Here is a 13,907-nt window from a genome sequence, read left to right on the forward strand (position 1 = left end):
GTTAGGATAGTATAGGATATGGACTTCATTCAGAAAAGAGATCATTTATTTGAACAGACAAATCAACGCTTTGCGGGGAGTCAGCTTTTTTTATTACGCGACCCAAGCGATTTTGCTCCCTTTGCTCCCGCTTTATTTTAATCATAAAGGATACAACGCGGCGCAAATCGGAACGCTCATGATGATTGGTCCTTTGGTAGCCGTGCTGGCCCAGCCGGTTTGGGGGTATTTCAGTGACCGATATTCGTTAAAAAAGACGATTCGTTCGTTATGGATTTTAACGATCGCTTGCAGTGTGGGGTTGTTTGTAACCGAAGGATACGGGCCGGCATTTACGTTTGTTTTGTTGTTATATTTTTTCATGCTTCCGTGGAACCCGCTCTTGGATTCGCTGCTGTATCAATCCGCCACCCGCTTTGGCCGTTCTTACGGGAGTATTCGTCTGTGGGGCTCTTTAGGTTTTTTTGTCACGGCCATTATAACAGGTGCTTTGCTTCCTTATTTGGGGGGAGTGCCTAACATCAAGTGGATGTATTGGACGCTTGGGGTTATGCCGCTTGTCCTTCTAATATTTGTGCAGGATGAGAAGCCGGCCGGCGGCAAGCAGGTTACTCTCCAAGCTATGCTGGCCCTGCTCTCTAACCGGAGACTGCTCTGGTTTCTCGTTCTCGTCTTTTTATTAACCGTGCCGCACCGAATGAACGATGCCTTATTTGGCTTACATATGCTCGACCTCGGGGCCTCAGCGGGAACTGTCAGCGCCGCCTGGGCAGTGGCGGCTTGTAGTGAAATGCTTGGCTTTGCCCTGATCGGCAGGTGGGCAGCCAAGTACAATGAGCTGGCTTTGCTTGGCCTCGCGGCATGTATGTATACCTTGCGCTGGGCCGCTTATGCACTGACGGATTCTCCCTCGCTGCTGTTGTTGTTTCAGGCATCGCATTCCGTCACCTTCGCCGTTTTCTGGATCGTCTCCGTACAATACGTTGTGCGCATGGTGCCGCCGGAGCTTCGTTCCACGGGTCAATCTTTGCTCTCGGCTGTTTTTTTAGGATTGGCCGGGATTGCCGGAGGATCGTTGGGCGGTTGGATGAAGGAGATGTGGGGAGGGGGCGGCATGTATTGGATGGGGGCCGGCTTTACATTGCTGGCCGCGGTTCTGTTCTTTGTCACACAAGCCCTGCAGCGAAAATAATCGCGGGTTTTGTCAAGACAATCGAGCTTACGCTTTCCTGATCGGCCCGCACATACTTCAGTTGCATAGTCAAGACGCACTCTGTTCAGAGGAGCGTCTTTTTCATTGGACTTTTTTGATGGGATAAAAGGGCGGCGAACCTCGAATGATCAAACTTTCAGATTTTGGGGACGGGACAATAGTTATTTTTTACTAGTTTCTAGTCGGATAGGCTCATTGATCAATCATATATATACCTGTAATATACATATACATATGTGGATAGAAATCCATACCATTTTATCCGTAAAGGGGGAGAGTTCCGTTTTGTAAATCTATTGTGAAAACGCTCTAATTTTCAGTTCGACCTTCGGAGGTACTTTCCTTAGGAACGGAAGGACTGCTTTCTTCAATGTGTGTCACCTATATAGAAGCCAAGTGAGCCGCTTAAGGAAGAATCTCTTATTCCAGTGGACTTTTATGTAAGCACTTACTTAAGCATGAGGAGAGGATATGGATCATGTATCGATGGTGTAGGCGCAAAGAATGGATTTTGTTAGTTAGCTTCTGCTTGCTCATTTCTTCCTTGGTTAGCGCACCTGTTGGAGCGGTCTCGGCGGCGGAGACAGCCGCTATATCGGCAGAGCAAGACGCTCCAGCGGCGGGGCAGGACCTTCCATCAGCAGAGCAAGCTGCTCTATCGACGGGAATAATCAATGCCGGATTCGATCTTCCGCTAGCAGAGGATGGCTCTATCCCCGGCTGGACACAACAGTTCGGATCACTGCCAATCACTCTGGACAGTACGATTAAGCACGTGGGGGACGCCAGCGTTAAGCTTGATGATTCCTCCAAGGACGACCCGTTGGGATTAATCAGCGATCCCATTGCCGTGACCCCGGGCAAGCAGTATACCGTAACAGCGATGGTTTATGGAATGGGAGAGGGCAATGCAGAACTGTATTTGCGGTATTATGATGCGGATGGGGATATGCTGACTAATGTGAATAGCATCCTCAGTCAGCCGTCACAGGTCTGGAATGATCTCAGTGTGACCCATCTGGCGCCGGAGGGGGCCGTAGCTGCAAGGGTGCTGCTCTATTCTTCCAGAGGGAATGTAGGGACTTATTATTACGACTCCTTAACCTGGCTGGAAGAGACGCCGGAACCGGTAGAAGAAGCTCCGAAGCAGTTTGTGCTGCCGAACGGAGGCTTTGAACAGCCGGTGTTGAATGGTGAGATCCCGGACTGGACGGTTAAATCGGGGCAGCCGGAGGTTACCTCGGATGAGAAACGGATGGGGGCCCAAAGTCTTAGAATTAACTTTGAAGCGAATCAGGGGCAAGCCGCATATAATCTGGAATCAAGCCTGATGGACGTAGAAGAAGGGGCGACCTACACGTTATCTGCCGAAGTTTTCCTGGAGCAAGGGACGATGGAAGGACTGTACGTTTACGTATATAACGATAGTGGAACGCTTGTTAAAAGCGCGGACGGGAAAGATTTTCACGCCTATTTGAATGCAACGACCCAGCAAGGGGAGTGGCAATATCGCGATATAGCCTTTATGGTTCAGCCTGGAGGAACGAAGTTGAAGGTGTCGCTTATAACCGGAAGCAAAAGAAGCTATCACTTTTATATTGACGAGGTCAGCGTAATGAAGCAAATACCGAATGGAGATATGGAGCAGCAAGCCGTGAATGCCGAGATTCCGGGTTGGAAGGCATTTAATCCGGCAACGGACGCTGCTTCGTTCACTATTACGGATGAGCGTTCGAGCGGTGGAACCCGCAGTCTCCGATTGGAGAACACGCCAGGCCAATTTTTGAACGTGATCAGTGAATTGATCCCCGTGGAGGCCGGAGCTACGTATACGGCAGTTTCCCGCACCTTCATCGAAACGGGCTCATCCGGCATGTATTTACGCTTTTTTGACGCTGAAGGAAAGTACATGTCCAAGCAGGATTGGAGCATTGTCGCCGAGCCGGTTAACGAATGGTTCGACCAGTATATCACTGCTGTCGTGCCGGAGGGGGCGCAATATGCTGCGGTCATGTTCGCGGGAAGCAATAGCAGGACCTACCTCTATTACGTCGATGACGTGAAGCTTCTTCGCGGAGAGCATTTTATTCCGGAGGAGCCGGTTCCGGATAATTCCATCCTAACCGTTGGAGAGAATCTCGGACCGCAAATTCGCAAGGCCACTTTAATGCGCGGTGCGGCTGGCAAGGACGGCCAGGGGCGGAATGTGATCTACTCTGTTGTCGCCGGGGCGCCGTCTATTTTTACCATAATAGATATTGCTGCGGAAAAAGTGGTCAAAAGTATTCCCATGCCCGATACATCCGGTGCCTGGTCTGTCACAGTGTCCAACGATGGCTCTGTATACCTTGGAGCCTATAATCTTGGATTGCTCTATCGCTATATTCCATCTCAGGATGAGTTGATTAATCTGGGTCATCCCTTGCCATCCAAAGATTCAGTGCTCTATCCCATGGCGGCTGGCAAGGATGGCAAAATGTACGGAAGCACGTACCCGACCGCTCATCTCTACGAGTACGATCCGGCGACGAATCAATTCAAGGATTACGGGACTCTGTCCCACCGGTCAAGTGGAGAGCGCTGGACACGAGTCGTTGTTTATGATGAAGAAACTCATAAAATTTATGCCGGCATAGGCAACGTGCCCCGCCTGCTCGAATTTGATCTGGCGACAGGCGCCAAGCGCGATCTTCTGCCGGAAGGATTTGAGAACATTATTGCCGTTTACGACTTGAATCTCGCAGGCGGCAAGCTGTTTGCACGGAAGGAAGCGAATAATGCCAACGAGACATTCGTGGTCGATGTAAAAAGCGGGAAGCTTCTTGAAGTGACTAACGGAGATACAGGGGAAAAGGCGACAGCCTTCACCAATGTTTCCCGAGGGGTTTCTCCCAAATCGCCCATTGCGAATAAGATTTATTTTGCCAGCTTAGGGGGAGAATTATTTGAATATGATCTCGATACGGACGTTTACCGCTCCCTCGGGGTATCGATCGAAGGTGCCGCTATCGGTTTCGATTTCGTTGAATTGAACGAAGAAGGCTTCCCTGGATACAGCTTGGTCGGCTTGTCCGGCAACTCTGGAAAAATGTATAAGTACAATCTGGAAACGGGGAATGTCAAGCTGACGGACATTCAGGTGCCAGCGGAACCCGTCAACATTCACGGCATCGCTAAAGGCCCGGATGGCAAAATCTATACGTCCGGTTACTTGCAAGGAAATCTGGGTGTTTATTCGCCGACCAGCGGGGAAAGCCGCTATTTTGAGGGCATCGGTCAAGGGGAAGGAATAACCTACATTCATGACAAAATGTACCTCGGCATCTACCCGAATGCCAGCATCTATGAATATGATCTGTCGAAGTCCTGGAATCGAACAAACTCCGACAAGTTGAATCCGAATTCGTTATTTTCTTTGAGTGCTTCTAATCCTCCTTCGGACAGCTATTTATATCAAGACCGGCCGTTTGGGATGGCGGGTGCGGAAGATCTCAACAAGCTGTTTGTAGGCACGGTGCCAAGAAACGCGATGCTCGGCGGTGTGCTGGCTGTGTACGACTTGGAATCCCGAGGCGAGCCTGAAGTGTACTGGAATATTGTCCCGGATCAGAGTGTTCTTTCCTTTGCTTATAAGGACGGTATGCTGTATGGAGGCACCTCCATCCATGGAGGGCAAGGGGGGACCCCGAAAGCTCGGGAAGCCGTACTATTCGTCTGGGATGTTATCAACAAAGAAAAAGTATTTGAAATCGTACCTGTACCTGGCAAGCAGGCCATTACATCTCTGCATGTCGGACCGGACGGGAATATATGGGGTTTGGCCAACGGGGCGTTATTCATCTTTGATCCTGACACCCGTCAGGTGATTTATACCAAGGATGCCTTCCCGAGCGCCAATGGACGGTGGATTGACGGATCGATGGAAACGGGCACCGACGGCCATGTTTATGCTACGGTCGGAGGCAATTTCTTCAAGGTGGATGCGGTTACCAAGGATGTGACCGTGCTGGCCTCCCAAGTCCGCAAGCTGGCGCAGGATGATTTCGGCAACTTCTACATGTTTACCGAGCCTGAGGGGCCGAACCTGTATAAGTATACGATCCCCGAGTTAGTGCTGAAGCTGACGGGAGTCGAATTATCAGCTGAAGTATCGGAGCTGGCCGTGGGAGAGAAGACTGGCCTTACATTGAAAGGATTGCTCGAAAAGGGCCGGACTACCAAGGAATTGTCCGGTGCGAATAAGGTTTATAAGAGCAGTCAGCCGGAAGTGGCCGAAATCGATGCGGAAGGCACCGTTCTGGCGAAGCAGCCGGGCCGGACCGAACTTTCGGTGGTTGTCACTCTGGATGGAGTGACGGTTGAATCTTCAAGTCTGGCCTTACGGGTCACGGATGATGGAACAGGACCAGGGCCCGATCCCAGCCCAAGTCCGAGCCCAAGCCCAAGCCCGAGCCCGAGTCCGAGTCCGAGTCCGAGTCCGAGCCCGAGTCCAAGCCCGGGCCCAAGTCCGAGTCCGAGCCCAGATCCGGATCCTAGTCCGGGGCCGCAGCCGAAGCCGGAGGCTCCGCAGTGGACCGCTGGAAAGCTGACGGCATCGAATATTACAGAAACAAGTGTGACTCTTGGGTGGTCTGGAATTAGCGAAGCCTCTCCGGTGGCGAACTTCAAATTATATCAGGACGACCAAGAGCTGGCCGTAACGGAGGGTCACTTATCCAGCTATAAAGTGACGGGTCTGCGCGAAGGCACCCGCTATCAATTTAGAGTGGAGGCGGGCAGCCAAGAAGGAGTTTGGACTAAGGACGGTCCCGTTGTGACGGTGACCACTCGTTCTGCCAGTTCAGACGATGATTCAGAGGACGACGATTCCGATAGCAATACGCCGGGAATCCAGCCCCCGACCTCCATCCATCCGGGAGACGGACAGCCGGAAGATGGGGACGGCAAAGATAAAGATACCGGAAACAAGGAAGCAGGGGAAGATATCGGCCAGCACCTTAAGCCAAAAGTAATTTTGACGGATATTACTGATCATTGGGCGCGTGCAAGTGTGGAAGCGGCGGTGAAACGGGGGATCATTGACGGATATGAAGATGGTACCTTCCGGCCTGACCGCCACATGACCCGCGCTGAAATGGCGGTATTGCTAAGCCGCGCTTTCAAGTTAGAAGGAGCGGGGACTGAACCGGGATTCGCTGATCTTAAGGAGATCCCGGAATGGGCCATATCTTCCGTTGAGCTTCTGGCGCAGAAGACCATTATTAATGGATACGAGGACAATACGTTCCGTCCCAACCAAGAAATGACCCGCGCGGAATGGATCGTCACGATCGTACGCGCATTAGGATTGAAGCTTGATCCGGATGCCCGGCTGAAGTTTGCAGATGCAGAGCAGGTTCCAGCGTGGGCCCGGGCAGAAATTGCGGCTGCGGTTGATTACGGGTTGATTGAAGGAAGAGAAAACAACACCATTGCTGTCAATGATAAAGTAACAAGAGCTGAGGCGGTCACTGTTCTTATCAGGATTTTAAAAAACGGAAGCTAACAGCGATCGGGAGTCCAAACTTAGCTCACAGAGATGAATTTACACAAAACTGCCAAGCCATAAAAGGCTAGAATTAGCAAGGAACAAAGCGCTTAGCTCTACGGCCTTGGGAGAGACTGCTATGTATTAAATAAACCCATTAAAAAGACGCCCCTTAGTGAAGAGGGGCGTCTTTCTGATGCTCGGAGATGCTGTATTGGATAATCTCCAAGGCGTCATTAAATTCCAATGCTTCCATACCGTTCGCAAGAACGATCTGGGAATCAAGCTCAGCTTGCTTTAAGGACGGATAAAGCTCTGGCGTCCATTTCATAACAATCCTGGATAGCTTAACGGTTTCCATACATCATCACCCTTCCAATCGTTAGTAGGTCGATCAGGAAAAGATAGTGAAATGAAGCGGAAATGCAAATTACCAGACGCTATGAAAGTGCACAGCTTTATTATATCATATGAAGATGCTTCGCGCATGGCCAATTCCAACCAATTGCAAGGAAGCAGGCAAGCATTATTGACCTCAGAGCCCATTCCGTTAAAGCCGGCGAAATTCCCCCCATATGCCTGTTGTCTCTACGATGTTGACGAATGCTTTCGGATCGGTTTCAAAGATATGTTTCTTCAGCTCGGCCAATTCGTATCTTGTCGTCACCGTCATCAGCATCGTTTGCGGAGTTTGGGTAAAAGCTCCCTCTGTCTGGATGACCGTCACCCCCCGTGGAAGCCGAACCAGCTTGTCGATCAGCTCCTGCTGATGCCGCGTAACAATGAAAGCTGTAACTTTAACATGCCGGATATGTATCGTATCGACCAGCTTCGAGGCCAAATACATAGAAAGCATCGAGAACAAGGCCAGGTCCCAGTCTTTTTTGAAATAGCCCAGGGCTAGAATGACTACTCCGTTGACGGCGAACAGGAAGGTGCCTAGCGGAAAATCCCTTTTGCGGGTAACGATAGAGCCGACAATATCGAAGCCTCCTGTAGAACCTCCTGCTTTAAGCGAGATTCCGATTCCGATTCCCCCCAGTACCCCTCCGAAGACGGCTCCCAGAAGCGGTTCGCTTGTGATGGCGGTGACGGGAATAATCTGCATCAGCCAGGTGGTCGCCACGACGGAAATAACACTGAGGATAATAAATCTTCGGCCAATGACGATAAGCCCCCAGACGATTAACGGAAGGTTGCCGATGAAATATATGAGACCAATATTCCAATCCGTAAAATAACCAATGAGCATGGCGACGCCTGATAGTCCTCCGCTAAGCAGTTGGTGGGGGATAAGCAGCAGGTTGAAGCTGGCTGCCAGGATGGCCGCTCCCAGTAAAATGTAGATGATCTCCCCGGTATATTTCTTCAACAGGCTACCTCCTTAGCGAAATTGTTGACAAGGCTATCGGAGATCCCGATATCCCACCAGTAGTGTAACCTTATACAGTGGAAAAATAAACCTCTTTAAGAGGTTGTTCAACAAATCCCCGCAAAAAAAGCATCCTCTTCGCTAAAGAAGATGCTAAAGTTCCATAACGCTCTTACCTTCGCCTGGAAAACGAACCGATGCGTTTGCTTGTTTTTGGCTTGCTAGGCTTCTTTACGGATGGGGTGGAGCCGTCGTTCTTCCGCGATTCCTTGGATTCGCTGGAGGACTTGGTGGAGAAGATTCCGCTGCTTTTAGGCTTGGCAGACGGAGCCGGGGCAACTGTGCTTTGCTTGCCCTTATCTTCCTTGGACGCCTTGCTGCTGAAGCTTCCGGTCCGATCCGAAGTTGTTGGACTATCGTTGGACTTCGGGGGGCTCGTTCCCGATGAAGTCGATGGATCTCCCGCAGATTTGGGGGGGACGGAGGCAGGATTATACCCGCGATATTGTCCCGGCGAATCCCCGCCCTTCTCCCAGCCGCCAAACCATGAGTTCAGCAGCGCAGCCGTCAGAAAGCCTTCCAGGAAGGAGGAATCGTAATTTTTTCTGACATACTCGCTTGAGCTTATTTCAATGATCGTATTCTCTTCGTTCTCAGGATCCTTCTGCAAATTAATTAACTTGTCTTTGTACAGAAGAAACATTTGCTCGTCGTTTTCTTCGCTTATTTCTTGTGGCTTTTCCTGTTTGCTCAGTTCTTTGGCAGTAGTAGGAACATCCTGCCCCTCGGCGAAATAGATTTTGGAAGTGTCCTTTCCTTTACCTATAACGTCCGACAAAGGAAAATGATCTTTAACATAACTGCCGGCACTGGAACAACCCAACACTAGGGTCAGAGAGAGAAAAGCCGCGATGAATGATACCCAACGTTTCACTGACGGTCACCTCCTCCTGAATTAACGGGTCGAAGTCATAAAATGGACATCGGCCGCCGGAATCCGCTCCCCTTGCAAAGCAATGAATTTCCCATCCTGCCACTGCAGAAAGAAGTAGCGGTCCCCGGTAGAAAAATAACGCCAAATCATCAGTTCATCGTTTTGGCGGAAGTCGGTGTTTCCTTCGGTCCGCGTAATATCCTTGCGGTAATGCTCCAGCTCGTATTCCACTTCCCCATCGACCACCAATTGAGTGGGAATATCGTCCGGATCATCCAGCGAGCCTTCGAGAAACTGGCAGAGAAAGCATTCATAGGTCCGGCCTTTCTCCACCAGAAGACAGCATATTTGTTGCCCGTTCTGTAAATAATAGGCATAGCGGTGAGGAGCGAAGCCGCGATCAAAATAAACGACTTTACCGCTAATAACGTATTGCTCCAATTCGACTGTCACGATATCGCCAACGGAAGCCTCCTCCATAGGATGGTTAACCGTCTTGTCAGCCTGAGCCGGTTCTTCTTTATGGCTTTTTATAATGGAACCGATTCTTTTGAGAATGGACATGGAATCAACGCTCCCCCGTATAATCTATATTGTCGGTACAAAAATTACAGTCCCCGGAGTGGACAAGAAAGAGGTCTGCAAATTAACTTGGCTGTGTTTTCCTTAGGATTACATACGTATAAGGGGCATCTTCGGTTTCATGAAGTAATAAAAAGGGTAATTAAGAGCAACGGAACTGGTCAATGATAGATCGGATATGATATACTTTCTATTATTGTTCTTAAGTACGGCTGTTCGGCGGTATTTTCCCGGTACCCGAGGAAAATGCTTTTTTGTTTGTCGATTAGTTTGCACCTTCTTAATAAGGGAACGATATAAAATAGAAATTGTCGCACCGTCGCACTTAAGGGAAGAAGACTGGGTGACTTTTGCCCGACAGAAAAAGGAGACTGAAACATTTGAAAAATTTCCAAGAATTTGGACTGGAGCCGAAAGTTCTAAAAGCGATTACTGAAATGGGCTTTGAGGAAGCAACCCCAATCCAAGCCAAAACGATTCCACTTGCTATGCAAGAGTTGGACCTGATCGGACAGGCACAAACCGGAACAGGGAAAACCGCTGCATTCAGCGTACCGCTAATTCATAAAATCAAGCCTTCCGAGGATAAAATCGTTGCTCTCGTCATGTGTCCGACACGGGAGCTTGCGATCCAGGTAGCGGAGGAAATCGAGAAGCTGGGACGCTTTAAAGGGATTCGTTCCTTGCCGATCTATGGCGGACAAGATATTGTTAAACAAATTCGCGCTTTGAAGAAGCGCCCGCAAATTATTATCGGAACACCCGGCCGTCTGCTGGATCATATCAATAGGAAGACCATTAAGTTGGAAGACGTTCGCACGGTCGTATTGGACGAGGCTGACGAAATGCTCGACATGGGCTTCATGGAGGATATTCAATCCATCCTGAGTCTGGTGCCTGACGAGCGGCACACGATGCTTTTCTCGGCTACGATGCCCCCCAACATTCAGAAGCTCGCTCAGCAATTTCTTAATAACCCGCAGCACGTCTCGGTTATTCCGAAGCAAGTTAGCGCACCGTTAATTCAGCAAGCGTACATCGAGGTTCACGAGAAGCAAAAATTCGAAGCTTTATGTCGCCTGATCGACATGGAAGCTCCGGATCTCGCTATTATATTCGGCAGAACCAAACGGCGTGTTGATGAGCTGTCAGAGGCACTGCAAAAACGCGGCTACTCTGCGGAAGGTCTGCATGGAGACCTGTCCCAGAACCAGCGGGACACCGTTATGCGGAAATTCAGAGACGGCAGCATCGACGTTCTGGTAGCTACCGACGTTGCCGCTCGCGGGCTTGATGTATCGGGAGTATCCCATGTCGTCAATTTCGACCTGCCGCAGGATCCTGAAAGCTATGTGCACAGAATCGGCCGTACAGGCCGTGCAGGGAAGGAAGGAACGGCCTGGACATTCGTGACGCCTAGAGAAATCGATCATCTGCATTTCATCGAACGGGTTACGCGTCACCGGATTGCGCGGAAGCCGCTTCCTTCTCTGGCAGAGGCGATTGAAGGCAAGCAGCGCGTGACTGCCGAGCGGCTGATCGAAGTCATTAATAACGATGGCGCTCAGCAGTATAAAGGCGTCGCCATTCAACTGCTGGAGCAGTATGATTCCGTCAATCTGCTTGCTGCGGCAATCAAGCTGCTGACCGGAGAAGCGAGAGAAGTCAACATCGAGCTGACTCCGGAGGATCCGATCCGCGCCAAGAAGCGTCGCCCGGACGTTCGCAACTCGGGCAGAAGACCGAGCGGCAACTTCAACCGTTCCGGATTCCGCCGCAATGATCGTCAAGGCGGCGGTGGATACGGTGGCGGATCCCGTTATTCCCGTCGAGACGGCGACTACCGCCGGGATGGCGATACTCGTTCCAGCCGTAATTATGGCGGCGGACGTGACAGTCACCGCAGCTCCTATTCCAGGAACGACTAATGGATTACATCAATCTCTTGCGCTGTGGATTTATTCCGCTTGGCGCAAGAGATTTTTTTTAAGTAGCCGCTTTCTCTTTCCCCTATCGATTTAAGAGAAAATAAGCTATAATAGACGAATGTGAATTAGGCAGACTCAATATTCGAAGGAGGAAACTGGCTTGGAATTCCGCGGACTAATGGGGGGCTTTTACCGCATCTCCGAATGGATAATGAGGTTATCGGTCACCAATATTTTATGGGTGGTTTGCTCGTTACCTTTTTTCTATTTACTGCTTGTTGTTTTCCTGAACCCGGAGATGGTGGAGAATCCGGATCTATTCAAACAAGGCTTGTTCCTGATCGGAGTCGTGTCTCCTTTCACTCTTGTTCCTGCTACGGCGGCCGTCTTCACGGTAGCTCGTAAATGGGTAACGGGGGACGTTGACGTACCGCTATTGAAAACGTTTTTTCGAGGCTATAAGGAAAATTACCTGCAGAGTATGCTGGGGGGGATTGCCTACCTGATTCTGACGGGCATTCTCTATGTCAATTATCAGTTTTACGGAAATCAGGAAGGTACGCTGAGCCTGTTATCCTATTTATTCATTACTCTGTTTGTTATTTTGGTCGCCTCGTTCTTTAATTATCTGTCGATTATGGTTCATTTTCATATGAAATTCTGGCAGATTCTTAAAAACAGCTTATTGATAACGATTGGCCGGCCGATTGCATCGATCATCATCATTATTTCCAATGTAGCTATCGTTATGATCAGCTTTAAGTATAACTTCCTCATTCCGTTCTTCATGGGGAGTGTAATCGCGATAGTTACTTTCTGGCACTTCCACCGTGGCTTCATTAAGCTTCAGGAGCAGCGCGAGAAGCTGGAGCAGATGGAAGCCGAGAGAGAACAGGAAGAGCAGGAGGAACGGGAGAGAGAGGATACGGAACGGCCAGAAGAGGAGCCTGCCGATTCCAGAGACGAGTCTTCCATGGACGATTCCCGCTCAGACCGCTCCGAACAAACGGAGCCTGAGAACAACAATAAGCGATAAGATCGGAAATTAAAGATTCATCCGGTCAGGTCGGCAGCGGCTTAACGCTTCGGTCACAAATTGGATGAACGTTTGAGGTTTACTTTTTGCCATCCAATCCTTATAATAAGTAATACAGTTTTACATCCTGCGATGTGCGTTACGGTTTACGTTGTTTTGAACCAATGTATGTTTCTAGGGAGTTCTATATTGTGATGCGGCTGACCTGCCCCCTAAAGGGGACTTCAAAAGCACCGCTGCGGACACCCACCTGCGAGAGCGGGTTTCGAAACAAGAAAATCGGACGGCATTTGCGGGTTTTCTTTACTCGCAATAACAACAACACGACGAATGATCCGCCCAATTGCTATGGGCAAGCCTTCGGGCTCACCTAGCTTAAGGCGATAACGTCTGCCGCCATTCGCGTATTTTGCGGACGGCGGCATTTATTCTTTGTGTTGCCATGCGTGCTACATAACTGGCGCAGTTTAAATAAGCTCCTCGGGTGGAGCTTTACATTTAACTTACAATAAGGAGGTTTTTGCCGCATGAAGATTTTCCTTGATTCGGCTAACGTGGAAGAGGTAAGAAAAGCACACGAGCTTGGAGTCATTTCGGGGATTACGACTAACCCGTCGCTGATTGCCAAAGAAGGACGAGACATATTTGAAACGATTAAAGAAATGGTTTCGATTGTTGGCGATCTTCCGATCAGTGCTGAGGTTATCAGTCTAAATGCAGATGAGATGGTTGAGCAAGGGAAGAAATTAGTCGAACTCGGATCGGGGATCGTCGTTAAAGTTCCTATGTGCGAAGAAGGCTTGAAGGCGACTCACCGTTTCAGCCAATTGGGAATCAAGACGAATGTCACTCTGGTATTCTCCTCGACTCAAGCACTGTTGGCCGCCAGAGCGGGCGCGACTTACGTATCCCCGTTCATCGGCCGTCTGGATGATATTAACATGGTGGGAATAAACCTGATCGAAGAAGTGAGCAGCATCTTTAAAACTCACCAAATCGAGACGGAAATTATTTCGGCCAGCATCCGTCACTCTACGCACGTCATTGAAGCAGCTCTCGTAGGAGCGCACATTGCAACCATGCCTTACAAAGTTATTCAACAAATGACCAAGCACCCATTAACCGATGCAGGAATCCAGAAGTTTACTGAGGATTGGGAGAACGCCAAGCTGGGAACTTTTTGATTTTGGTTAGCGGGAGGTTGTCTCCCTAAATCTTGCAGCCTCATAGGAAGAATTGAAGTGCAAAAGTACCTCTTAAATCGAGCCTTTTCCCAAAAGCGGGGAATGAAGTGCAAAAGTACCCTCTAATTTAA

Annotated in this window: 9 protein-coding genes and 1 other RNA gene; 6 read left to right on the forward strand and 4 right to left on the reverse strand. The window is 49.7% G+C overall.

Features of this window, described 5'->3' with window-relative positions:
* Positions 1-49: 49 nt before the first annotated feature.
* Positions 50-1,192: an MFS transporter gene (locus tag KJS69_RS15195; protein WP_213584626.1), complete on the forward strand. Its 1,143-nt coding sequence runs from the start codon at positions 50-52 to the stop codon at positions 1,190-1,192.
* A gap of 499 nt (positions 1,193-1,691) precedes the next feature.
* Positions 1,692-6,758, forward strand: a complete 5,067-nt coding sequence (locus KJS69_RS15200; RefSeq protein ID WP_213584627.1) for an S-layer homology domain-containing protein — start codon at positions 1,692-1,694, stop codon at positions 6,756-6,758.
* 154 nt (positions 6,759-6,912) lie between these two features.
* On the opposite strand, the gene KJS69_RS15205 is transcribed toward KJS69_RS15200, so the two are convergent.
* The 4 genes from KJS69_RS15205 to KJS69_RS15220 all read right to left on the reverse strand — a co-directional run bounded on the left by KJS69_RS15205 (position 6,913) and on the right by KJS69_RS15220 (position 9,610).
* The gene (locus KJS69_RS15205; protein WP_213584628.1) at positions 6,913-7,101 is read right to left on the reverse strand and encodes a hypothetical protein; all 189 of its coding nucleotides are present in this window, start codon (positions 7,099-7,101) and stop codon (positions 6,913-6,915) included.
* Between the two features lie 189 nt (positions 7,102-7,290).
* Positions 7,291-8,112: a YitT family protein gene (locus KJS69_RS15210; RefSeq protein WP_213584629.1), complete on the reverse strand. Its 822-nt coding sequence runs from the start codon at positions 8,110-8,112 to the stop codon at positions 7,291-7,293.
* Positions 8,113-8,284: 172 nt separating this feature from the next.
* The gene (locus KJS69_RS15215; protein WP_213584630.1) at positions 8,285-9,046 is read right to left on the reverse strand and encodes a DUF4247 domain-containing protein; all 762 of its coding nucleotides are present in this window, start codon (positions 9,044-9,046) and stop codon (positions 8,285-8,287) included.
* A 21-nt stretch (positions 9,047-9,067) separates the two neighbouring features.
* Positions 9,068-9,610, reverse strand: coding sequence for a DUF4178 domain-containing protein (locus KJS69_RS15220; protein WP_213584631.1), 543 nt, complete (start codon positions 9,608-9,610; stop codon positions 9,068-9,070).
* Positions 9,611-10,008: 398 nt separating this feature from the next.
* On the opposite strand from KJS69_RS15220, the gene cshA reads away from it, so the two are divergent.
* The 4 genes from cshA to fsa all read left to right on the forward strand — a co-directional run bounded on the left by cshA (position 10,009) and on the right by fsa (position 13,776).
* Positions 10,009-11,556, forward strand: a complete 1,548-nt coding sequence (gene cshA, locus KJS69_RS15225) for a degradosome RNA helicase CshA (protein WP_213584632.1) — start codon at positions 10,009-10,011, stop codon at positions 11,554-11,556.
* A gap of 160 nt (positions 11,557-11,716) precedes the next feature.
* Positions 11,717-12,592, forward strand: a complete 876-nt coding sequence (locus tag KJS69_RS15230) for a YesL family protein (RefSeq protein WP_213584633.1) — start codon at positions 11,717-11,719, stop codon at positions 12,590-12,592.
* A gap of 121 nt (positions 12,593-12,713) precedes the next feature.
* Positions 12,714-12,895, forward strand: a non-coding RNA gene (gene ssrS, locus KJS69_RS15235) — 6S RNA.
* 224 nt (positions 12,896-13,119) lie between these two features.
* Entirely contained in the window at positions 13,120-13,776 is a 657-nt protein-coding gene (gene fsa, locus KJS69_RS15240) for a fructose-6-phosphate aldolase (RefSeq protein WP_213584634.1), read from the forward strand.
* The last annotated feature ends 131 nt before the right edge of the window (positions 13,777-13,907 follow it).

Source organism: Paenibacillus sp. J2TS4, from assembly GCF_018403245.1.
Taxonomy (GTDB): Bacteria; Bacillota; Bacilli; order Paenibacillales; family NBRC-103111; genus Paenibacillus_L.